Origin of the sequence: Stenotrophomonas sp. AN71 (genome assembly GCF_050435725.1) — a bacterium.
Classification (GTDB): Bacteria; Pseudomonadota; Gammaproteobacteria; order Xanthomonadales; family Xanthomonadaceae; genus Stenotrophomonas.
Map to the genome: position 1 here is coordinate 176,043 of NZ_JBNDKU010000006.1, position 24,165 is coordinate 200,207.

The window sequence follows — 24,165 nt, forward strand, 5'->3', positions numbered from 1 at the left end:
TGATGGCCGCAGGTTGCCTGATGCCAACGCGCGCTGGCGCGCTGGCCCCATCCACCCTCGGGACATGCGCATGAAACTGATCTCCGCCATCATCCGGCCGTTCAAGCTCGACGAGGTCCGCGAGGCCCTGTCCGACGCTGGCGTGTCGGGCATCACCGTGACCGAAGTGAAAGGCTTCGGCCGCCAGAAGGGCCACACCGAGCTGTATCGCGGCGCCGAGTACGTCGTCGACTTCCTGCCCAAGATCAAGATCGAAACCGTGGTCACCGACGAACGCGCCGATGCGGTGATCGAAGCGATCCAGTCGTCGGCAGGCACCGGCAAGATCGGTGACGGCAAGATCTTCGTCACTGCCGTCGAACAGGTCATCCGCATCCGCACCGGCGAAATCGGTGCCGACGCGCTGTAACCCCCTTCCGGAGACTCCCCCATGAAGATGCGCCTTCTCACCGGGTGGCAAGCCCGGTTCCATGTCGTGTGGCTGTTGATGCTGCTCAGCGCGCTGGTCGCCGGTGCCTGGCCGGGCAGTGCCCACGCCCAGGCCCAGGTCTCGCCGCTGCCGAGCGAAACCGTAGCGGTCGAGCCGCTGCAGGCCCCGCTCGCCGCGGCACCCGCCGCCGCCGAAGCGGCCGTTCCAACCTTCGACCACGGCGACGTGGCCTGGATGCTCACCTCCACCCTGCTGGTGTTGCTGATGGTGGTGCCGGGCCTGGCGTTGTTCTATGGCGGCCTGGTGCGTTCGAAGAACGTGCTGTCGATCCTCAGCCAGATCCTGGTGGTGTTCTCGCTGGTGCTGCTGCTGTGGGTGGCCTACGGCTACAGCGCAGTGTTCAGCACGGGCAATCCGTTCTTCGGCTCGTTCACCGAATTCGCCTTCCTCAAGGGCTTCACCCCCGAATCGGTGGGCAACACGCCGATCAAGGGCCTGCCGGACTATCTGTTCGTCGCCTTCCAGTCGACCTTCGCTGGCATCACCACCGCACTGATCGTCGGTGCCTTCGCCGAACGCATCAAGTTCCGCGCCGTGCTGCTGTTCTCGGCACTGTGGTTTACCCTCAGCTACATCCCGATGGCGCACATCGTCTGGGGTGGTGGTTACCTGGGCGAGCTGGGCGCGATCGATTTCGCCGGAGGCACCGTGGTCCACATCAATGCAGGTGTGGCCGGCCTCGTTGCCGCGTGGTTCGTCGGCAAGCGTCTGGGCTACGGCCAGACCGCATTGAAGCCGCACAACCTGCCGTTCACCTATATCGGCGCGATGCTGTTGTGGGTCGGTTGGTTCGGCTTCAATGCCGGCTCCGCCGCGGCGGCCGATACCGTGGCCTCGCTGGCCTTCCTCAATACCGTGCTGGCCACCGCCGCCGCTGTGCTCGGCTGGACGCTGGTGGAAGCGATCACCAAGGGCAAGCCGTCGGCGCTGGGCGCGGCCTCGGGTGCGGTGGCCGGCCTGGTCGGCATCACCCCGGCCTGTGGCACGGTCGGCCCGCTCGGCGCGATCGTGATTGGTTTTGTGGCCGGCGTGGTCTGCGTATGGGGCGTGACCGGACTCAAGCGCCTGCTGAAGGTGGACGACACCGCCGACGTGTTCGGTGTGCACGGCGTCGGCGGCATCGTCGGCGCGATCCTCACCGGCGTGTTCAGCGCGCAGTCGCTGGGTGGCACCAAGGCCGATCTGGATATCGCGCACCAGGTGTGGGTGCAGGTGGTCAGCGTTGGCCTGACCGTGCTGTGGTCGGCGGTGGTGACCACGCTGATCCTGCTGGTGGTGCGCAGTGTGGTCGGTCTGCGCGTGACCGAAGAAGCAGAACGCACTGGCCTGGACGTCACCTCGCACGGTGAGTCGGCCTACGAGGCCTGACCGGCTTCACGGTTTCAATGGCCCCTCGTCACTGCTGTGATACAGGCAGTGACGAGGCGGCGGCAGCGGAGCGCCTAGTGTCGCCAGCGGTCGTCGGCGCGCAGGCTGGTCCGGCATGGAAATCCAGGAGCTGCAGCGCGGCGCAATGCCGTCCGTCGAGCATCACACTTTGCCTGGAAAGGCAGATCCGGCGTTGTTCGCCAGCCCTGTTTCCTGCAACACGATTCCCTTAAAGTGCTGCCTCTTCCAGCCGGGTGTTCGCCGGCCTGGCAGCCATCCGTAGGGAAAAAGCATCGTGGAACAAGGACGTAATGTACGCAGCCGCGCGCTGCAGTGGCGGTTGTCCGTGGGTGTGGCATTGGCCATCGCCGGCGTCCAGACACCGGCCTGGGCGCAGGCAGTATCACCGGAACAGGAACTGCTGCGTCAGCAGGAGCGCGAGCGCGCGCTGCGCGAACAGCAGGAATCCACGCCGGATGTGCGCCTGCAACCGGCCACCGAAGACCTCGGCCGCCTGCCGGTTGACGAGTCGCCCTGCTTCACCATCAACACCATCGTGCTGCAGGGCGATCTTGCCGACCGCTTCCATTGGGCGCTGGTGGCCGCTGATCCACGCAGTGACCGCGCCACGGGGCGCTGCCTGGGCACGGCGGGTGTGGACATCGTGATGAAGCGCGTGCAGAACGCGATCATCGAGCGCGGCTACGTCACCACCCGCATCCTTGCCGCACCGCAGGACCTCAAGACCGGCGTGCTGACACTCACGGTCGTGCCAGGGCGCGTCAACGCCATCCGCTTCGCCGACGGGCAGGGCCGTACCCCCGCCCTCTGGAACGCGATGCCGGTGGCGCGTGGTGAGGTCCTGAACCTGCGTGATATCGAGCAGGCGCTGGAAAATCTGCAGCGCGTACCGACCGCCTCGGTGGACATAAAGATCGCACCGCCGGCCGATGGCGCAGCAGCCAAACCCGGCGAGAGCGACCTGGTGATCAGCTGGAAACAGGCGCGCCCGGTACGGGTCAACCTGACCCTGGACGATGCCGGCAGCCAGACCACGGGCAAGATGCAGGCCGGTGCCACCGTGTCGGTGGACAACCCTGCCGGTCTGAGCGATCTGTTCTACGTCAACGTAGGCAGATCGGTGTTCAACGGCAGTGAGCGCGGTACCGACAGCTGGGCGGCGCACTACAGCGTGCCGCTGGGCAGTTGGCTGCTGGGTGCCAACGCCAGCAAGTACGACTATGAGCAGACGGTTGCCGGTGCGTTCGAGAACTATGTCTACAGCGGCTCCAGCCGCAATGCCGAGCTGCGGCTGACCCGCATGCTGTTCCGCAACGCACATGCCAAAACCAGCATGTACGCGCGCGGTTGGTACCGCGAATCGGACAACTTCATCAACGATACCGAGATCGAAGTGCAGCGCCGCCGCATGGCCGGCTGGGAGCTGGGCCTGGGCCACCGCCACTTCATCGGCAAGGCGACACTGGATGTGAACCTGGCGTACCGCCAGGGCACCGGTGCCTTCAACGCGCTGCGTGCACCGGAAGAGGCGTTCGGTGAAGGAACGGCACGTGGCCGCATCTACACCGCGGACGCGCAGTGGGTCGTGCCCCTGCAGTGGGGCAAGCAGAGCCTGCGCTATATCGGCAGCTGGCGTGCGCAGTGGAACCGTTCGCCACTGGTGCCGCAGGACCGGTTCTCCATTGGTGGCCGCTACACCGTGCGTGGCTTCGACGGCGAAATGTCGCTGACCGGCGAGCGTGGCTGGTTGCTGCGCAATGAGCTGGGCGCACCCCTGGGCGGTGGCGTGGAGGCCTACGTCGCCATCGATCATGGACGTGTCGCCGGCCCGTCTACGGCCCGATTGCTGGGCGACAGGCTCACCGGTACCGCACTCGGCCTTCGCGGCGGCACCCGCCACATCAACTGGGATGCGTTCGTCGGCAGCCCATTGTCCAAGCCACGCGGATTCCAGACCGCCTACACCACGTTTGGCATGAACCTGGGCGTCTCGTTCTGACGCCTGCACATGAACGGCCTGCGCGGTCTGCTGCGCGGCCAACACGATGCGGTACCGCGCAGCCCGCTGCGCATGCGACCCAACAGCACCGAAAGGAATCAGCGCCGTGAACAAAGTCTACCGTCTGGTCTTCAACCGTACGCTCGGCGTCATGCAGGTCGCCTCCGAACTGGTCAGCGCTGCACACGGTGGCGCAGACCATCGTGGCGGCAATGCCGTCGGTACCCTGCGCCCGATCAGTTTCGCGCTGTGGCTGGTGCTGGGCTGGGTGGGGATGGTGCAGCCATTGTCCGCGCAGCAGGCCCCGGCCGATCCGGGCCGTATTGCCGCCGACCCCGGCGCACCGGCAAACCAGCGCCCGACGGTGATCACCTCGGCCAACGGCACGCCACAGGTGAACATCACCACGCCCAGCGCGGGCGGCGTGTCGCGCAACAACTACCAGCAGTTCGACGTCGGCTCGCAGGGCGTCATCCTCAACAACTCGCGCGGCGACGTGCAGACCCAGCTGGGCGGCTGGGTGCAGGGCAATCCGTGGTTGGCCACGGGCACCGCGCGCGTCATCCTCAACGAGGTCAACAGCAGCAATCCCAGCCACCTCAATGGCTATGTGGAGGTCGCTGGTGCACGGGCGCAGGTGGTCATCGCCAATCCCGCCGGAATCCAGGTCAATGGTGCCGGCTTCCTCAACGCCAGCCGGGTGACCCTCACCACCGGCACGCCGATCGTCACCAATGGCGTACTGGACGGCTATCGCGTGGAAGGCGGCAGCATCGGTGTCGGTGGTGCAGGCCTGGATACCAGCCGCGCCGACTACACCGACATCATCACCCGTTCGCTGCAGGTCAACGCTGGCATCTGGGCCAACCAGCTGCAGGCCAGCCTGGGCAGCAACGTAGTCAGCGCCGATCACAGCAGTGTCCAGGCACAGAAACCCGCGTCGGCGGCGCCTGTCTTCGCGCTGGATGTGGGCGCGCTGGGCGGCATGTACGCCAATCGCATCTGGCTGGTCGGCAACGAGCACGGCGTCGGCGTGCGCAATGCCGGCAAGATCGGTGCGCAGGCCGGTGAACTGGTGGTCACCGCCGATGGCCGGCTGGAGAACATCGGCGCGATGCACGCGCAGCAGGACACCCGCATCGACGCCAGTGGCGGGATTGCCAATGCCGGGACGCTCAGTGCCGAGCGTGAACTGCGCCTGCGCACCCCTGCAGATGTCGACAACAGTGGCGGTACCCTCAACGCGCGACGCATCGATGTGAATGCCGATGCGCTGCGCAACCGTGGCGGCAGCATCGAACAGCTGGGAACGCAGGCGCTGCAGCTGCATGCGGCCGACGTCAGCAACCTGCAGGGCCGCATCGGCAACGTGGCCAGTGTGTCGCCGGGCACCGGCACAGGTACGCCGGGAACCGGGACGCCGGGCACAGGCAACCCTGGCACCGGCACGCCTGGCACGGGTACCCCGGGCACCGGCACGCCCGGCACCGGCAATGGCATCCCGCCGGTCACGCCGCTCCCGCCCCTGGCAACCGGCCTGCTCACCATCGCCGGCACCCTGAGCAACGATGGCGGCCGCATTGAAGCCAGCGGCGACCTGCAGCTCAGCGCCCGCAACAGCCTGGACAACAGCGACGGTACGCTGGGCGCAAGTACCCTGCAGGTGCAGGGCCAGGCGTTGCGCAATACGCGTGGCACCCTGCAGGTACAGGGCGCGGCCAGCGCGCAGGTGCAGCAGCTGGACAACAGCGGCGGCCGCATGACCTTCGCCCGTGGCTTCGAGTTGACGGCGCAGTCGGCAATCAATCGCGGTGGCAGCCTTGACCACGGTGGCAGCGCCGGGACGACCTGGACGATCGGCCAGCTCGACAACAGGGAGGGCAGCCTCTCCAGCAATGCCACGCGCCTGGGACTGGGCATCGGCACCCTGGTCAACACGCGAGGCAGCATCAACCACGCTGGCAGCGAGGGGCTGCTGCTGCGTGCGGAGGTACTGGAGGGTGTGCAGGGCAGCATCGCCACCGCAGGTGCGGCAGACCTGCTGCTGGGCCGTGCCGACCACCGCGGTGCGCAGCTGGTCGCCCGCCAGCTCGACCTGGCTGCACGGGACTTCGACAACCGTGGCGGCCGCGTGCTGTCCACGGGCCAGCAGGCGAGCACGCTCAACATCAGCAATCACCTGGACAACAGCGACGGTGGCCTGCTGGCGAGCAATGCCGATCTGCAGATCGACGCAGCGTCATTCGCCAATGCCGCAGGTACCGTGCAGCAGGCGGGCACCGGCAACCTGAGCATCACCACCGCCAACCTGCAGGGCCAGGGCGGCACGGTCCTCAGCAACGGCACCCTGCAGCTGCACGGCGATAGCCTCAACCTGCGCAATGGCATCACCGCCGCGCAGCGCATCGATGTGCGCGCCGGCGACCTGATCACCGCTGGCGGCACGCTGACCTCGACGGGCAATGATGCGTTGCGCCTGCAGGTAACGCGCACGCTGGACAACAGCAGTGGCACTCTGGGCGCGAACGGTGCGCTGGACATCAGCAGCAGCGTCCTCATCAACGATGGCGGCAAGCTGATCGCCGCAGGCACCGGTACCAGCCGCATCCATGCCAGCCAACGGTTGCAGAACCAGCGTGGGCTGCTGTCCGGCAATGGTGATCTGGACATCACCGCCGATGACCTGCTGAACGAGAGCGGCAACATCGACCACGCCGGTACCGGCACGCTGAAGATCGACGCGACCACGGTGCAGGGGGCCGGAGGCAACATCGCCAGCAACGGCGAGCTGCAGCTGAGTGGACAACAGCTGGACCTGCAGAAGGGCAGCACCCGCGCGCGCGACGTGAAGATCACCGCTGCCGGGCTGGATACTTCTGGCGGCAGCCTGCTGTCGCTGGGCGAAAATGCGATGCAGCTGCAGGTGCAGGGCCTGCTGCGCAACGACGGCGGCAGCATCAGTGCCAATGGCGCCCAGCAGATCCATGCGGGAGCGCTTTCCAACCGCGGCGGTGCGCTCAACTCGGCGGGTACTGCGGCATCGCAGATCCGGGTCGGCGGCACGCTGGACAACAGCGGCGGCAGCATCGCCAGCAACGCCGGCAACCTGCAGGTGGAGAGCGGTGCCCTGATCAACACAGGCGGCACCATCAGCCATGCGGGTACCGCTGGTCTGGTCATCGCCACCGGGCACCTGGACGGGGCGAAGGGGCAGATCGCCACCGCCGGCGCACTGCAGCTCACTGCGGCCGAGGTCGACCATCAGGGCGCGTCGCTTACCGCGACGCAACTGGACATCGCGGCCACCGCGCTGGACAACCGGGGCGGGCGCATCGTCGCCACCGGAACCGGCGGCAACACGCTGCGCGTGCAGGGCACGCTGGACAACGGCAATGGCGGCGTCCTCGCCAGCAATGGCAACCTGGACCTCCACGCGCGCACCTTCGGCAATGCCGGAGGAACCGTCCAGCAGGCCGGTTCCGGCAGCCTGGCCATCACCACGCGGGACCTGACCGGCGCCGGTGGAACCCTGCTCAGCAATGGTTCGCTGGACCTGCAGGGCGACAGCATCGATCTGCGCGACGGCACCACGACGGCGCAACGCATCACCATTGACGGTGACAGCGTGATCACGGCAGGCGGCCAGCTGAGTGCACTTGGCACCCAGCCCCTTCTGCTGCAGGCCCGCAGCCTGCTCGACAATACCGGCGGAACGCTGGGCAGCAATGGCGCCATCGATGTGCGCGCAGGGCGCTTCGTCAACGACCATGGCAAGCTCATTGCCGCCGGTGATGCGGCGTCTGCGATCCGGGCCGCACAGCTGGAGAACCGCAGCGGCTCGATCTCCGCCAACGGCAACCTGTACATCGAAGCGGAAACACTGTCGGGCCAGGCAGGCAGCATTGGTGCTGCCCGCGCGCTGTCACTGCAGGGCGGGTCATTGGACCTGCGCGGCGGTACCGTGGCGGCCGAGCAGCTCGACATCGTGGCCGGCAGCCTGGACAACAGTGCGGGCGCGCTGCGCGCGACCGGCAGCGGAACGCTGGCGCTGCAGGTAAGCGGCCGGTTGGCCAACGACGCTGGCACCATTGCCAGCAACGGCGCCCAGCATATTGAAGCCGGTGAGCTTTCCAACCGCGGTGGCACGCTCAGTTCGGCAGGCAGCGGCTCCACCGAGCTGCGCGTGGATGGCCTGTTCGACAACAGCAACGGCGTGCTGGCCAGCAACGCTGTCACGCTGAAGATCGACGCGGGCCATATGGCCAACGTGAAGGGCACGCTCAGCCATGCCGGTACCCAGGGCCTGCTGCTGCGCAGCGGGCAACTGGATGGCCAGGGCGGCAGTATCGTGAGCGCAGGGGGCATCACCCTGCAGGCGGGCAGTGTGGACCATCGCGGCGCCACGCTGCAGGCCGAGCGCATCGCGCTGGACGCGCAGTCCTTCGACAACCGCGCCGGCAAGGTCATTGCAACCGGTACGGAGGGCAGCCGGATCGACGTGGTCGGCAGCCTGGACAACGGTGAGGGTGGCCTGCTGGCCAGCAATGGCGACCTGGGCATCCAGGCGGCGCGGTTCGGCAATGCCGGCGGCACCGTGCAGCACGCCGGCGAAGGCGTGCTGTCGATCAACGCCGGAACGCTCATCGGCACCGGCGGCACGCTGGTCAGCAATGGCAGCCTGTTGCTCAAGGGCACCACCACCGACCTGCGCGCGGGTATCACCTCGGCCAAGCGGATCGAGGTGGATACGGGCACCCTGATCACCGCCGGAGGCACGCTCACCGCGACCGGCAACGACGCACTGCGGCTGAGCGCGCGCGAACGCATCGACAACAGCGGCGGTACCGTGTCCAGCAACGCCGCGCTGGACCTGCGCAGCGCCGTGCTGGTCAACGCCGGCGGCACGCTGCAGTCAGCAGGCACGGCGGCCAGCCAGCTGAACATCGGCCAGGACCTCGACAACCGCGGTGGCCGCATTCTGGCCAACGGCGGCTTGGGCATCACCGCCGGCAGCATCGACAACCAGGGCGGCACACTGCACAGCGCTGCACGCCTGGTGGTAAACGCCGATGGCCTGCTCGACAACAGCAACAAGGGCGTCATCGCCAGCGGCGCGGGCATGCAGCTGGCCGCGGCTTCGCTGGACAACCGCACCGGCAGCATCGAGCAGGCGGGCGATGGCCTGCTGCAGATCGATGCCGCCACGCTGCAGGGCCATGCCGGCCGCATCGTCAGCAACGGCGAACTGCAACTGAAGGGCGAGACCATCGATCTGAGCGCAGGCACCACGGCCGCGCAGCAGGTCAGCATCGAAGCCGGCCAGCTGGACAACACGGCGGGCACGCTGAACGCCACCGGCAACCAGGCGATGTCGCTGCAGGTGCGCGGCACGCTGGGCAACGACGGCGGCACGATCGCCGCCAACGGCGCGCAGCAGATCAGCGCCGGTTCGCTGTCGAACGCGGGCGGTACCTTGAGTTCGGCAGGTACGTCCGACAGCCGGATCATCGTCACCGGCCGCTTCAACAACGGTGGCGGCACCCTCGCCAGCAATGCCGGCAACCTGCGCATCGATGCCGGGCAACTGGTCAATGCCGCGGGCAGCATCGTCCATGCAGGGAAGGGCGTACTGACCGTGCAGGCCACCCAGCTGGACGGCGCCGGCGGCAGCATCGCCACCGCAGGCGCACTGCAGTTGGATGCGGCGACCGTGGATCATCGTGGTGCCACGCTCACCGCCGATCACTTCACCCTCAATGCCGACCGTTTCGACAACCAGAACGGCAGGATCCTGGCGACGGGCACGCAGGCCAGCACCGTGCAGGCCACCACGTCTCTGGACAACGGCAGCAACGGCCTGGTAGCCAGTAATGGCGACCTGACCCTGAACAGCGCGCTGTTCGGCAATGCCGGTGGCACCGTTCAGCAGGCCGGTACGGGCGCGCTGGTCATCACCGCGCACACCTTGAATGGCCAAGGCGGCAAGCTGCTCAGCAACGGTGCCCTGCAGCTGACCGGCGAAACCACCGATCTGCGCGATGGCACGCTGTCCGCTGCCCGCATCGCGGTCGATACCGGCACGCTGCTCAACGCGGGCGGTTCGATCATCGCCTCCGGCACCAACACGTTGAGCCTGACCGCGCGCGACCGGCTGAACAACACCGGTGGCACGCTTGCCGGCAACGGCACGCTGGATCTGCGCAGCGCGCAACTGCTCAACAACCGGGGCACGATCCAGGCCGCCGGCAACGGCAGCAGCACCCTGGCGATCACCCAGGCGCTGGAGAATCGTGGCGGTCGCATCCTGACCACCGGAGACGCCAGCCTCACCGCAGGTGCGTTCGACAATCGCGGCGGCATCGTGCACAGCGATGGCGGCAGCGCCCTGAGCGTGCGCGTTGACGGCCTGCTCGACAACAGCGACAAGGGCACGCTGTCGGCCGGAGGTGCACTGTCGGCCAACGCACAGGCCATCAACAACGATGGCGGTACCGTCGCCGCGGGCCAGGGCATGCAGCTGACCAGTGCCGACGCGTTGCGCAACCAGGGCGGCCTGGTCCAGGCCGGCAAGCAACTGCAACTCACTGCCGGCGGGCTGAGCAACAACAGTGGCCGGATCGTCGCCGACGCGTTGCAGCTCGATACCCGCGGTCAGGCGCTGGACAATCGCAGCGGGATCATTGCCAGCCTTGCCGGAAATGCCGAGCTGCGCAGTGGTGCCCTGGACAACACCAGCGGGTTGCTGCAGTCGGCAGCGGCACTCAGCATCGACACCGCCGGGCAGCGGCTGACCAATGCCGGTTCCAATGGCAACGGCATCGTCAGCACTGGCACGCTGCAGATCCGCAGCGGCGATCTCGACAACCGTGGCGGCGCGGTGTTCGCCAATGCCGGCGCCGATGTGCAGGCCATCAATATCGACAACAGTGGCGGTGGTTCGCTGGTGAGTGCTGCCGATCTGCTGCTGCGCGCACAGCAGCTGGCCAACACCGGTGGCAGCGTCACCGCCGGTGGCAATGCCGATATCGGGCTGCAGGGCGCGCTGCTCAACAGTGGCGGCCTGGTCGCCACGACCGGTCGCCTCGACCTGCAGGCCGGCCATGTCGACAACCGCAATACGCTCAGCCCGGGCAATGGGCCTGCACTGGGGCTGCAGGGCAAGACCCTGCAGGTGACCACCAGCAATCTGGACAACCAGAACGGCCAAGTGATTGCCGACAACCTGCTGCTGCAGGTGAACCAGCGCCTGGACAACAGTGGTGGCCAGGTCTCGGCGGCGCTGAGCTCCGACGTCCGGGCCGATACCCTGGTCAACAGCGGCGGCACCCTGGTGGCCGGCAGGCAGCAGACCCTCCGGACCCGCGAGATCATCGGTGATGGCCGGCTGATGTCGCAGGGTGACATGACCCTCGAGCTGGGCCAGAGCCACACCAACCGTGGTGAGATGGTGGCCAACGGCACGCTGAGCCTGTCCATCCAGGGCAACCTGGACAACACCGGCAAGCTGGCCGGTGCCAACGTCAACATCACTGCCGGCAACATCACCAACGCATCCACCGGCGAGATCAGCAGCATCGGCCTGACCCGCCTTGCAGCGGGCGGCGCGCTGATCAACTACGGCCTGCTGGACGGCAACGTCACCCATATCACCGCTGCAACCGTCGACAACATCGGCAGCGGCCGCATCTACGGTGACCGCGTCGCCATCCAGGCCGGTTCGCTCAACAACGTGGCAGCCAATATCGGCGGCGTGGACCGTTCAGGGACCATCGCTGCGCGCCAGCGCCTGGACCTCGGCGTCGGCACGCTGACCAACAGTGGCAAGAGCCTGATCTTCAGCGATGGCGACGCCGCCATCGGCGGCGCCCTGAACGGCCTGGGTGCGGTAGGCAGCGCCCAGAAGGTCGACAACATCGGCTCCACCATCGAGGTCAGCGGCAATCTGGACCTGTCCGCGCTGGCGGTGAACAACATCCGCGAGAACGTGGTCGTGGAGAAGGTCACCACCGTGCATGCGCCGGTCCGGCTGGAGCAGCCGGGCTGGTTCAAGAACGCCAACAACAGCAACCGGGATTTCCGCGCCACCTCCAACTACCAGCCGTATGAGATCTACTATCTCAATCCGGCGGATATCCTCGAAGACACGCCCTACGTCACCCCGGATGGCCAGCAGATCCGCAAGGCAGTGGTGCGGCTGACCGGCAACACCAGCGCCTACGCCTTCGCTCGTGGTGGCGTGCACGGTGCACGTGCGTCGCGTGAGCGCCTGAACGTGCAGGACGGTACCGTCACGATCTACTACATCGGTCGTGCCGACAACCGTAACAACCCCGATCAGCTTGGCGCGGGCGCAGAAGACCCGTTCCGCGATCTGGCCACGCGTGGTCCCGGTTCGCCGCCGATCGAGTACGTGACCGACACCCTCAACTACAACAGTGCCTACGGCACCTGCACCACGACCTGTGTGCAGATCATCACCTATCCGGACTACGACAATCCGGATGCGACGCTGATCAACATGCAGCGTCACCCGCAGGAGACCAGCGGTAACGAGAAGACCCGCATTGCCACCCGCACCACCGTGGAAGACGTGGTGGTCTCGGCAGGCAACAACGCCGTGATCAATGCGGGCGGCAACATGCGGATCAGCACCGATCGGCTGGAGAACCGTTTCGCCAACATCGCCGCCGGCCGCGACCTGGCCATTGTCGGACTGAACCGTGATCAGTCCGAGGTGATCAACGCAGCCGAGCAGCTGACCCGCACCAGTACCTTCGACAACCAGTCCATCACCTACGGTGGTTCCTCCAGCCGCTGGAAGGCGGCACCCATCACCGAGAAGACCGGCGCGCTGGGTTCATCGATAACCGCCGGTGGCAAGCTCACCATCGATGTCGGCAACCTGCGCAACGACAACAACGGTGGCAGCAACCCCAACGCCGGTGGTGGCAAGGGCACGGCGCAGCTGGATACCGGCGGCCGCGGTGCAGGTGCGGTCGGTCCGGGCGCGGGCAGCGTGCAGGGGCCTGGCCAGAGCACGGGCCAGGGCGCGGGCAGTGTGGACGCGCAGGGGCCAGGTACGGCCGGCGCGGCGCAAGGGGCCAATGGTGGTCATCAGCAGGCGGTAGCGCAGGCCGATGGTACGCGTGCAGACACAGCCTCAGCTCAGGGCCCCGGCCAGGCCGGCAACGCCGGCACCGGCGCCGGCACGGCGCAGGACATCAGCGCCGCCCAGGCAGGGCAGGCCAATGCCAACGGTCCGGCGGCAGTCCACGCCGGAGCGCATGCCGGCAGTGGTGGTAACGCTGCGGTGGATGGCAAGCAGGCCACAACGACAACCGGTGCCGATCCGCGGGTGGTGGTCACCACCACCCCGAATGCGAGTGCACCCACAGCCAGCCTGTTCAATGTGGATGCCAACCGTGGCAACCACATCGTGGAAACCGACCCGCGCTTTGCCAGCCATCGTGATTGGCTCAGCTCGGACTATCTGCTGCAGCGCGCAGGCTTCGAGCCCTCGCAGACGCAGAAGCGCCTGGGCGACGGCTTCTACGAACAGAAGCTGGTGCGCGAGCAGATCGGTGAACTCACCGGCCGCCGCTTCCTTACCGGCCACGCCAGTGATGAGGAACAGTACCGCGCGCTGCTGGAGGCTGGCGCCACGGTTGCCAGCGAATGGGGCCTGCGCCCGGGTGTGGCGCTGACGGCCGAGCAGATGGCACGGCTGACCAGCGACATCGTCTGGCTGGTGGAGCAGGATGTCACCCTGGCCGATGGCTCGGTGGTCCGCGCGCTGGTCCCGCAGGTCTACCTGCGGGTGATGCCGGGTGATCTCGGCAACGACGGCGCATTGCTGGCCGGCGCAGAGGTGGACGTCAAGCTGCGCGGCGACCTGGTCAACAGCGGCACGATTGCCGGCCGCCAGCTGGTCAGCATCGATGCCGGCAACATCCGCAACCTGTCCGGCGGCCAGATCAGCGGTGCCCAGGTGGGCCTGTCGGCGCGGCAGGACATCGACATCATCGGCAGTACCGTCAACGCCACCGACGCCATTGCATTGAAGGCGGGCGGCAACATCACCGTGGCCTCGACCACTTCCGAGTGGAAGGACCAGGGCGATCGCCTGTCGCAGCAGAAGACCACGCTGGATCGTGTGGCCGGCCTGTATGTCACCAATCCCGGTGGCGATGGCGTGCTGTCGGTGGTGGCTGGCGGTGACATCGGCCTCAAGGCAGCGGAGATCCGCAATGCCGGCACTCATGGCATCACCCAGATAGCTGCCGGTGGCAACCTGGACCTGGGCGCGCAGACGCTGGGCCAGAGCAGTGCGCTGAACCACGACAGCCGCAACCACACCAGCAACGGCCAGACCACGCACGCGGTGACGTCGATTGAAGGCGCAGGCGATGTGGTGCTGGCAGCGGGCAAGGACATCAACCTCGCCGCAACCCGCATCAAGGCCGATGGCGGCATGGCCCTACAGGCCGGTGGCGATATCAACAGCCAGGTGCTGGTGGACAGCCGCAGCAGCGACTTCAATGCCGGTGGCAAGCGCAGTTCGCTGCAGATCAGCCAGAGCGACGAGACCGTGCGCGGCAGCCAGTTGCAGGCTGGCGACAACGTCGTGCTGAGGGCGAACCGCGATATCAATCTGACCGCCACCCAGGTCGCCAGCTCGGATGGCACGCTGAGTGTGGCGGCCGGTCGCGACGTCAACCTGCTCTCGGCCAACGAGACGCATGACTTCAGTCTGGACAGCTACGACAAGAAAAAGAAGACCCTGTCGAGCACCACCACCACGCGTCATGCCGAGAGCAGCGACAGCTACGCCATTGGCACCGGCTTGATGGGCGAGAGCGTGAGCGTCACCGCCGGCCGTGATCTGACGGCGGTAGGCGCGGTGGTTGATGCCACCGGGACGGTGGTTCTCGGCGCTGGCAACAATGTGCTGATCACCTCCGCCGAAGACCATCACAGCAGCGAGTCCAGCGAGAGCAGGAAGAAGTCCGGCTTCACCGGCGGCTTCTCCAATGGAACCGCCTCGATCGGCTATGGCAGCTCGAAGAACAGCAGCAGTTCCGCCGAGCAGTCGACCACCCAGGTCGGCTCGGCCATTGCCTCGCGCGAAGGCAGCGTGCTGATCAACGCGGGCAACCAGCTGACGATCGCCGCGTCCGACGTGGCGGCAGGCAAGGACCTGACCCTGGTCGGCAAGGACATCAATCTGATTGCCCGCCAGGACACGGTGGACACCCAGGCCAGCCAGTCGAGCAAGTCCAGCGGGTTCTCGGTGGGCGTCACCTACGACCCGGCCAAGGCGTACCGCACTGCACGCGACAACGCGACCGAAGGCATGGCCGACAGCGGCACGATGATGGGCCGTATCACGCGCACCGCTGAAGGCGTAGCGGCCGGCGTGTCGGCGGCCGTGCTGCCGGCGATCACGGCCGGCAGCCAGCGCTCGAACAGCAACCAGAGCCACTCCACCAGTGACGCCCGGGTCAGCAACCTCAATGCAGGCGGCAATCTCTCGCTGATCGCCAATGGCGGCTCGATCACCAGCCAGGGTGCGCAGATGACGGCCGAGGGCAATGCTGTCCTGCTGGCCACCAAGGACATCGTGTTCGATGTCGCGCACAACACCGAGCGCAGTGACAGCGACAGCCGTGGCAAGGGCTGGGGTATCGCCACCAACTCCGCCGGGCTGCCGTTTGGCACCAACAACTCGCGCAGCGAGGGCGCCGGCCAGAGCGACACCATCACCGGCACGCAGCTGTCGGTGGGTGGCGGCGTACGCATGGCCACCACGGAGGGCGATATCAGCCTGACCGCCGCCAACATCGCGGCGGAAAAGGACGTCAGCATCCGCGCTGCGGGCGACCTGACGATCCGCAGCGGGCAGGACACGGTCAGCAATGCCAACCGCTCGGACAGCAAGGCGATCGGCACGGTGCAGATCTCCGATACCGAGAAGTTCTCCGGCTGGCATCGCGAACAGCATCGCGATGACAGCGCGCAGGTCTCGCAGGTGGCCAGTACCGTTGGCAGCCTCGGCGGCAACGTCAACCTCACCGCCGGTGGCAAATACACGCAGAGTGCCAGCAATGTGGTGGCGGCCAAGGACGTGAACATCACCGCCGCTGAGATCGAGCTGCTGACCGCCGACGAAAGTGGTCATTACTCGCAGAGCGACAAGGACCTGAAGATCGGTGCCTTCGCGCGGGTGAAGTCGCCGTTGATCGATCTGCTCAACAACGTCGATGCCGCACGCAAGTCCGACGACCGCCTGCAGAAGATGCAGGGGCTTGCCGCCGGTGCCAATGCCTATCAGGCCGCCAGTGCCATCTCCAGCATGGCCGGCAAGGCCGGAGGTGGGGCGCTGCTCAGTGCCGAGGCCGGCGTTGGCTTCAAGACCTCCAGCAGCAGTGCCGACGGCAGCAGCCAGGTCTCGCGTGGCTCCACCATCCAGGGCGGCGGCAACGTCAACCTGACCAGCACCCAGGGCGACATCCACGTGGTGCAGGGCAATCTGAGCGCGGGCAACACGCTCAGTCTGGATTCGGCCGGTGACATCCTGCTGGAAGCCGGCAAGGCGCATGTGGCCGACCGTAGCAAGAGCAGCAATGCCGGCGCTGAAGTCGGCGTGGGTGTTGCGGTGGGTGCGCAGACCGGTGTGTATGTCTATGCCGAAGCGAGTGTGGGCAGCAGCAAGTCCAATGCCGAAAGCAGCACCTGGCAGAACACCACGCTGGCCGGCAAGAACATCTCGATGAAGGCCGACGGTGATACCACCTTGCGTGGTGCCACGGCGACCGCCGACCGCATCGACGTCAAGACCGGTGGCACGCTGACCATTGAATCGCTGCAGGACATCGCCGAGAGCATGTCCAAGAACAGCCAGGTGGGTGGCCGTGTGCAGGTGTCGTTCGGCACGGCCTGGAACGCTGACGGTTATGCCAGTGCAGGCAAGGCCAACGGCAGCTATCAGGGCGTCGGGCAGCAGAGCGGCCTGTTCGCCGGTGATGGCGGCTATCACGTCGATGCCGGCCACGTGAACCTGGTGGGCGGCGCGATCGCCAGCACCAATGCAGGCAACAGCGAACTGACTGCCGATTCGCTGACGTTCACTGACCTGCAGAACCACATGGACTACAAGGCCACGTCGGGGAGCATCAGTGGTGGCTTTGGCAGCAGCGGCAAGGGCCCGACGGATAAGGGTGTGGGAGCGGTTGAGCAGCTGAAGGGTATCGGCAGCAGCATCAAATCCGGAACGTTCGGCAGCGTGGATGGTGTCGGGTTCGGCGGTGGACTGCCGATGCATGAAAGCGGCAGCGACAGCTCAAGCACGCGTGCGACGCTGACCGAGGGCAACATCACCATCGGTGGCAGGAAGACCACGGCGGCCGAACTCGGTGTCAATACCGATGCCGCTGCAGCACACCGTGCGTTGGAGGCGATGCCGGATGCCAACAAGATGCTGGCCGACCAGCAGGCGATGGCGAATGCGGCAAGCACGGTATTGGCCACCAGCAAGCAGATCGCATCGGACATTGGCAGCTACGGGATCAACAAGATCACCGATGCCTACCTGGAGGGGAAGAGCGCCGCAGAGAAGGAGGCCTTTGCCAAGCTCAGTCCCAAGGACCAGTACACTGCCCTTTCCGGGTTTGACAGCTCCTACTCTGATGCACTTGTCACGCAGCAGAAGTGGGCACCCGACGGTACCTACGGCCGTGCGCTCAACGCGGTCTCCACCGCGCTGGTCGGCGGCGTGGCAGGGCAGGCAGGTGGTCAGGTCATCTCGAACACACTCGCGCCCTACGCTGCTGAGCTGATTGGAAAGACATTCGATCCCAACAAGCAGAGCGCGGTTCCCAGTGAGGCGATGCAGATGCTCTCGCACGCGCTTCTCGGCGCGCTGCTTGCGGAGGCGAATGGAGGTTCGGCCGGTACCGGAGCCGTTGCTGCCGGAGGCGGTGAACTGGCAGCCAAATTCCTGGGCGACTACTACGCGCGTCAGAATGGCGGACAGCTGACTCCTGAGCAGGAACAGCAGATCAAGGCATTGGGCCAGGCGGTCGGCGCGATGGCAGGTGGGATTGGTGGAGACGGAGCCATGGGTGCGGCGCTGGGAGCCACCATCGCCAAGAACTCCGTCGAGAACAACTACCTGAATCATGCCGAGCGCATGCAGTTCCTGGACGCCATGCTGAGCTGCATGAAGAGCGGGGAGCGTTGCGGCGAACAGAAGGAGCTGGCGGCGCTGTCGGATGCGCGCAATGCTGCTTTGATTGCTGCATGTACCGCGGCTGCCGATTCGCCTGCCTGCCGCGCAGAGCAGACGAAGCTGGGTGACGCCTATTGGTCACTTACCCAGAATGATTCCACCTATCTGCGATGGATCAAGGACAATGGCCTTGATCTGGCCCAGGCGGCACTGACGAAGGGCAATGGTGGCCAGGTCGCCTCCGATCTGCTGACGCATACGTCTTCGCTGGACGCTCGCTACAAGGTCACCTGCGCAGCGGCAGGGCGGTGCGATCCATTCACCGCAGGCATGCTTGCATTGAATGGCAAAGGACAGGAGGCGGCAACCAACGCGGCGCTGAATCTGCTGTTTGACAAGGCTGGCACCGGCGCAGGTGTTGCGACCAACGCGGGTGGCATGGTCATGGACATGGCGAAGATGAATGCCATCTACATGTCTATCGAGAGCAGCAAGCAGGCCTGGAATGACTTCCAGCGCATCGGCGAAATTGGCGGCTGGGGTGTCATCAAGGAGAAGGGTGCCGGCGCCTGGTCGTCCATTTCAGGCTACTTCGGGAACGGTTGGGATGCGGCGAGCTACGAGCTGGGCCTGAACCAGAAGTGGAATCTGGCAGATGTGGCAGCAAACGGCTTCATCAAGGGTGACATGGGGCTGGACGTCGCATTGGCTGTGGTCAGCCTGGGTGATGTCACCGCGATGCGGGCGGCCGCGAAGGCCAGGAAGCTGGTGGCGTTGGAGCGTGAGGCCGCATCTGGTGCTGGAAATCCAAAACCGTCTGTGGATATGGGCGAAGGGCGGCCCAAGAACGACTACCTGAAGGAAGTAGAGGGGTCAAGAACGCCGGCCGAACTGATCGAGCAGCAAAAGGGAACGGCTGGAAGAACTGCTCCGGTGGATTATGACCACATTCTAGATGGGAACCTGAATAAGCGTGGTGATGGTGTCGGTGGTCATTATCTTCGATCGGACAATGTAAGGGTTGTTGAAGTGACCAAGGGGCCGGATCGAAATGGCATCACGCAGGGTATGGTCGAAATTCGCGATCCCGCAACTGGTAAATGGGTGGCCAAGAAAGCCGAAACAACGTTCTTTCCGAAGGAATGGACTCGTCGCAGAGTGGAAATGGAGATCGAAAGCGCATTTGCGAATTCGTCAACGAAGTATAGGAATGGTCAGCCATACTGGGAGGGCACTTCTTCCAGTGGTGTTAAGATTGAAGGCTACTACCAACGCCCGGATGGCGGGGCAGCTACGGCATATCCGGTTTATGGGGCTAAATAGAATGGTCATGAATGCGATTGTTTTTCCGTATTGGAATGGGGATGAGTACGTTCTCTCGTCGGATGAGAAAATCGGTGATTCAGAGCCTGTTTCGTATGGTCAGGGGGCCGGGGTCGGGGAGATTGCTGCGTGGTTGGATGGTGACTTCGGTTTTCTTGGCGCAGGCAGTGAGCAGCGCGTTCGGAAGTCATTCGAAGCTGCGGCGCCTACTGCCAGTGGAGGAGAGTGCGTTCACTATGGAGAGGGTCATGCAGTTCTGCGCGTGGGGAATCTGTTCCTGGTCTTCTCCAGGTGGAACAAGAGCAATGTTGCATTGTTGAAGCAGACGCAGATTGTCAATGTTCTGGATATGTACTCTTCTTTCCGAAGAGTCAGCCCGCGAAAGAAGGATCGCCCGCCAGCAGCGTTCGAGTTCGAGTATGAGGCTGAAGGTGAAGAGGCTGTCCGCCGATTCAGGGATGCGGGCGGAGATGTCTCCAGGCTTGAAGACGATTCCTGAGTATGACCTTCAAGAGTTCCTGCATGGCGCGATTTGTTAGTGCCCGCCAGTAGAAGTGATTTTAAGGTTAATCTGCAAAGCTTCTCCTCATCAGCCCAGTAGACAGGCGAAGTGAGGAATGTTGAAATCATGCTTCCTCAGATTGAAAACGGTAGGTTTGTGGGGGTCAAGTTCAAGTGATGTCTGATGCGATCAGTAATGTTCTTCATTACTCATATGGATACTCCATGGGAGTTCTATGGAGAAATATGGATATGGAGTTTGATGCGGGAAGTGTTGCTTTTGAGCAGCAGACTGAAGAGTTCTTCTCGATGCTTAGGATGCTGATGGAGGAAGGGAAGCTGAGGCTTGCCTCGGATGGCGTCTTTGCCGATGGCGATATCGATGCGCAGTTAGGTGTTCTGCGTCACGCTTGGCCTGCCACAAGAGATCAGGAAGATCTCGATGAGGATGGATTTTGGTTTCTTACAGATGCGCCGTTTGGATTGGTTTGGACCGCGCCTGAGGGAGACGTCTGGACCTGATTTGAGCGTGGACTTCATCGGATTAGTCTCTTGAGTAAATTCGCTTTGTGCGAACAAAAGCGGGGATAGTTTTTTGAAGCTGAAGTCCCCTCTCGTGAGCAATTTTTCAAGATTCCGGATCGCAACAGCGCAGTGATCGAAGTCGCCGGGTGATATATGTATCTACTGTCGAGGGATGATTACTATCCGCATGCGCTGCTGGGCGCCCTCGCAAAGGAGGGGGCACAAATAGCAGTTGATGCCGAAGTCGGCGAATGAAGCAATCTACAACGAGGCAATCATCAGGTCGGGCTGCAGATCCATGGATGAAAGAATTAGAAAGCTCTGCGGTGAGATGTCTGCAATGGACGCTGCGGCCGCGTCGGAGTGGCTGATGAACTACGCCGCCTTGAGGTCGGACAATTATCGGGATGCATTTGTTCTGATGAAGTGCCGTTCTTGGCCCAGGGCAGAGCAGACGAAGTTGGCCAACTACTATTTGCAGGCTGTCCCTTATGCGAGTTCATATCCCTACGAGGTCTTTCTTTCGTTCATGTCGGTAAGGTCCTTCTTGAGTTGTCCTGATGCTTTTATTCCAGAGGCCGGTGCCTATCGTGACCTTCTCGCCTACCATCTTGTTCCAGTTCTGGATCGAGTGGGAAAGAGTGATTCGGATCGGGTGTTGATTGCGGAGTTCATGGGTAGGGTCAGAGGGTAAAGGGATCATTACGTCCCAATGCCCTGTACGCGGATGAGAACGCTCTGCCGTAGCACAAGACCTTTGACGATGGCGCCGATGTAAAGGTTCGACGATGAGTATTTCGCTGTTTCTCGAGGTTGAGGTCGGTTCCAGCCTCGAGGTCGTGCTACAAGCCCTGGATTCGATCCAGGCCGAGTACTCCGATGGTCTGGACAATCTGCAAGGGCATCTCACTGCCTCCAACACAGGCTTCGGGTTCCGCATCGTTGAGCCGCCGGAGGCTGTCGTCGCGGAAGGGCTGGAGGCCGAGTGGCGCGTGGGGCTGCTGGGTTCGTTCCATTTCCGCGCAAGCGGATTTGAATGCGCTTGGGAAGAAATCTGCCGTTTCATCAAGCGCTATGCCGCGGGATGTGAATCGCGCTTCGTGCTTTCCTTCCAGTTCGAGAGCATCTATGCCGCAAGATTGGGGAAGGATCTGATCTTTCCGGGCCCTCCTGTCCCATAGTGCTGCTTCGCTCTTTTCATGTGATTCGCTACATCTTCATGATCAGGCATTGCCATCAGCACGCGGACTGCGGGGCCATCAGTGATGTCCTTCGACACGCTGCGTCGAACGACATCACCGGTCCATGGTTACAATCTGCCCATGATCAGCCCCCGCCTTCTGGTTTCCGCACTGCTGGCACTGGCCCTGGCGGCCTGCACCACCACGGTGCCCGTGCAGCACAACCCGCTCGCCACCTGGGTGCCGTCGCCGAATCAGAACGCGCGTACGCCGGTCATCATCGTCATCCACCACACCGAACAGAAATCGGTCCAGCAGAGCCTGCATACGCTGCGTACCGCCAACAGCGGTGGGCCGGTCAGTGCGCACTACCTGGTCGGTGCCGACGGCCATCTTTACCAGCTGGTGGCCGATGAGCGCCGCGCCTGGCATGCCGGCGCCGGGCGTTGGGGCACCATCACCGACGTCAACTCCGCCTCGATCGGCATCGAGCTCGACAACGATGGCCGCAGCCCGTTCAGTGCGGCGCAGATCGAGTCGCTGATCGTGCTGCTGCGCGACCTCAGCACCCGCCTGAACATCCCGCCACGTCAGGTCATCGCCCATGCCGACCTGGCGCCGACCCGCAAGCAGGACCCGAGCCGTTTCTTCCCCTGGCAGCAGTTGGCCGAAGCCGGGTTCGGCGTATGGCCGCGCGCCGCCGATGGTGTCGCCCCGGAAGGCTTCGACGCGTGGAATGCGCTGGCCCACTTCGGCTATCCGTTGGACAACCGCGAGGCCACCGTCGCCGCGTTCCACCGCCGTTTCCGTGGTCGCGACGACCTGCCGAAGACGCTGGATGCCGAAGACGCCCGCATCCTGCATTCGCTGCTGCTGCAGACGCCGTGATCGGTAGCGCCGGGCCATCCCCGGCGAGCGCGCCGCGCGGGATCTGCTTTTCGCCGGGCATGGCCCGGCGCTATACCCGACGGTTGCCCGCCCACCGCTGGCCCCACTACATTGCGACGATGATCACTGTTCTGTCGTCCCCCCGCGCATCCCTCTTCCTGCTGGCCGCAGCCCTGCTCGCTGGCTGCTCCACGCCCGGTACCCGCCCCGAAGCGCCGGCATCCAAACCAGCCCCGCCAGCGGCCACCTACGCCAAGGTCGCATGGAGCGCGTTGCCGCCGGTCTCCGACAGCGACCTGCAGGCCGGCTTCGTTGCCTGGCGCAGCAGCTGTACGCGGCTGAAGAACGATGCGGTCTGGGCCCGGCCCTGCGCCACCGCCGCAGCGGTGTCAGACAAGGACCCGGCGGCGATCCGCCAGTTCCTGCAGCGCGACCTCGATGTCTATGCACTGCGTGCCGGCGGCCACCAGGCCGACGGGCTGATTACCGGCTACTACGAGCCGATCTACGCCGGCAGCCTCACCCGCACGGCCGCTGCCACGGTGCCGGTCTATGCCACGCCCGATGATCTGATCGTGGTGCAGCTGGACAGCCTCTACCCGGAACTGAAGGGCAAGCGCCTGCGCGGCCGCCTCGACGGCAAGGTGCTCAAGCCGTATGACGACGCCGGCACCATCGCATCCAAGGGCGCCAAGGCCCCGGTGCTGGCCTGGCTGACCGACCCGATGGACCTGCAGCTGTTGCAGATCCAGGGTTCGGGCCGGGTACGCCTGGCTGATGGCACGCAGGTGCGGCTGGCCTATGCCGAGCAGAATGGCCATCCGTACCGCGCCATCGGTCGCTGGCTGGTGGACCAGGGCCAGCTGAAGAAAGAAGACGTCACCATGGACGCCATCCGCGCCTGGGCGCGGGCTAATCCCGCGCGCGTGCCGGAACTGCTGCGCAGCAACCCCAGCTACGTGTTCTTCGTGCGCAACCCGGACAGCCCTGAGGGCCCGCGTGGTTCACTGAACGTGCCACTCACCGCCGGCTACAGCGTGGCAGTGGATCGCACCGTGGTGCCGCTGGGCAGCCTGCTGTGGCTGTCCACCACGCGCCCGGATGGCACCCCGGTGGTGCGACCGGTGGCCGCGCAGGACACCGGCGGTGCCATTGCCGGCGAAGTGCGCGCGGACCTCTACTGGGGCAGCGGCGATGCCGCCGGCAAGCTGGCCGGTGACATGAAGCAGAAGGGCAATCTCTGGATGCTGTGGCCGAAGGGCAGCCCGCTGCCGAAGTAGGTTGGCGGGGGTCAGATCCCTTTCCGCAGAAAGGGTTCCGGCCCCAAATGCCTGATAATGGCGCCATGAAGAACGTCAAAAGCAACACCACCAAGAAATACTACAAGCACTGGGCCGAATCGGGCCTGGGCAAGGGCAATGTGCTGATGGAAGCCCGCGGCGAGAAGATCGTGCGCCAGGTGGAGACCTACGGCACGACGGCGGTCTGGGCCGACGAACACGGCCACAGTGATGACCGCTTCCCGCTGGCCGACCAGCCGGTGTCGTTCCTGGATTTCGACGAAGACGACGAAATCACCGCGCGCGAATTTGAAATGGCCTGGAAGAAGGCGCGTCTGGCGACCGGCTACCCCGTCTAACGC

General features: G+C 64.9%; 11 protein-coding genes. All 11 read left to right on the plus strand.

Annotated elements, in window-relative coordinates:
- The first annotated feature begins 70 nt into the window (after positions 1-70).
- The 11 genes from ABH900_RS11795 (at position 71) to ABH900_RS11845 (ending at position 24,162) form a co-directional block, all read left to right on the plus strand.
- Entirely contained in the window at positions 71-409 is a 339-nt protein-coding gene (locus tag ABH900_RS11795) for a P-II family nitrogen regulator (RefSeq protein WP_004134334.1), read from the plus strand.
- A 21-nt stretch (positions 410-430) separates the two neighbouring features.
- On the plus strand, positions 431-1,858 hold the full coding sequence (locus ABH900_RS11800; RefSeq protein WP_429623030.1) for an ammonium transporter: 1,428 nt from the start codon (positions 431-433) through the stop codon (positions 1,856-1,858).
- A gap of 295 nt (positions 1,859-2,153) precedes the next feature.
- Positions 2,154-3,878 carry a ShlB/FhaC/HecB family hemolysin secretion/activation protein gene (locus ABH900_RS11805; protein WP_429623031.1) on the plus strand — a complete coding sequence of 575 codons (1,725 nt, stop codon included), beginning with the start codon at positions 2,154-2,156 and terminating at the stop codon, positions 3,876-3,878.
- A gap of 106 nt (positions 3,879-3,984) precedes the next feature.
- Positions 3,985-19,428, plus strand: coding sequence for a hemagglutinin repeat-containing protein (locus ABH900_RS11810; RefSeq protein WP_429623032.1), 15,444 nt, complete (start codon positions 3,985-3,987; stop codon positions 19,426-19,428).
- A 7-nt stretch (positions 19,429-19,435) separates the two neighbouring features.
- A complete protein-coding gene (locus tag ABH900_RS11815; RefSeq protein WP_429623033.1) occupies positions 19,436-19,927 on the plus strand; it encodes a hypothetical protein in 492 nt (163 codons plus the stop codon).
- 179 nt (positions 19,928-20,106) lie between these two features.
- Positions 20,107-20,451: a DUF596 domain-containing protein gene (locus tag ABH900_RS11820; RefSeq protein ID WP_429623034.1), complete on the plus strand. Its 345-nt coding sequence runs from the start codon at positions 20,107-20,109 to the stop codon at positions 20,449-20,451.
- 238 nt (positions 20,452-20,689) lie between these two features.
- Positions 20,690-21,148, plus strand: coding sequence for a hypothetical protein (locus tag ABH900_RS11825; RefSeq protein WP_429623035.1), 459 nt, complete (start codon positions 20,690-20,692; stop codon positions 21,146-21,148).
- Between the two features lie 94 nt (positions 21,149-21,242).
- Positions 21,243-21,635: a hypothetical protein gene (locus ABH900_RS11830; protein ID WP_429623036.1), complete on the plus strand. Its 393-nt coding sequence runs from the start codon at positions 21,243-21,245 to the stop codon at positions 21,633-21,635.
- A gap of 141 nt (positions 21,636-21,776) precedes the next feature.
- Positions 21,777-22,523: an N-acetylmuramoyl-L-alanine amidase gene (locus ABH900_RS11835; protein WP_429623037.1), complete on the plus strand. Its 747-nt coding sequence runs from the start codon at positions 21,777-21,779 to the stop codon at positions 22,521-22,523.
- Positions 22,524-22,642: 119 nt separating this feature from the next.
- Positions 22,643-23,803, plus strand: coding sequence for a murein transglycosylase A (gene mltA, locus ABH900_RS11840; protein WP_429623038.1), 1,161 nt, complete (start codon positions 22,643-22,645; stop codon positions 23,801-23,803).
- 65 nt (positions 23,804-23,868) lie between these two features.
- A complete protein-coding gene (locus ABH900_RS11845; RefSeq protein ID WP_429623039.1) occupies positions 23,869-24,162 on the plus strand; it encodes a hypothetical protein in 294 nt (97 codons plus the stop codon).
- Positions 24,163-24,165 lie beyond the last annotated feature (3 nt).

What these genes read in the sequence shown, in the direction of transcription:
- ABH900_RS11795 (WP_004134334.1), top strand. Translation starts at nt 71, where the DNA reads ATGAAACTGATCTCCGCCATCATCCGGCCGTTCAAGCTCGACGAGGTC.
- ABH900_RS11815 (WP_429623033.1), top strand. Translation starts at nt 19,436, where the DNA reads ATGAATGCGATTGTTTTTCCGTATTGGAATGGGGATGAGTACGTTCTC.
- ABH900_RS11845 (WP_429623039.1), top strand. Translation starts at nt 23,869, where the DNA reads ATGAAGAACGTCAAAAGCAACACCACCAAGAAATACTACAAGCACTGG.
- mltA (WP_429623038.1), top strand. Translation starts at nt 22,643, where the DNA reads ATGATCACTGTTCTGTCGTCCCCCCGCGCATCCCTCTTCCTGCTGGCC.
- ABH900_RS11800 (WP_429623030.1), top strand. Translation starts at nt 431, where the DNA reads ATGAAGATGCGCCTTCTCACCGGGTGGCAAGCCCGGTTCCATGTCGTG.
- ABH900_RS11835 (WP_429623037.1), top strand. Translation starts at nt 21,777, where the DNA reads ATGATCAGCCCCCGCCTTCTGGTTTCCGCACTGCTGGCACTGGCCCTG.
- ABH900_RS11825 (WP_429623035.1), top strand. Translation starts at nt 20,690, where the DNA reads ATGCCGAAGTCGGCGAATGAAGCAATCTACAACGAGGCAATCATCAGG.
- ABH900_RS11830 (WP_429623036.1), top strand. Translation starts at nt 21,243, where the DNA reads ATGAGTATTTCGCTGTTTCTCGAGGTTGAGGTCGGTTCCAGCCTCGAG.
- ABH900_RS11820 (WP_429623034.1), top strand. Translation starts at nt 20,107, where the DNA reads ATGTCTGATGCGATCAGTAATGTTCTTCATTACTCATATGGATACTCC.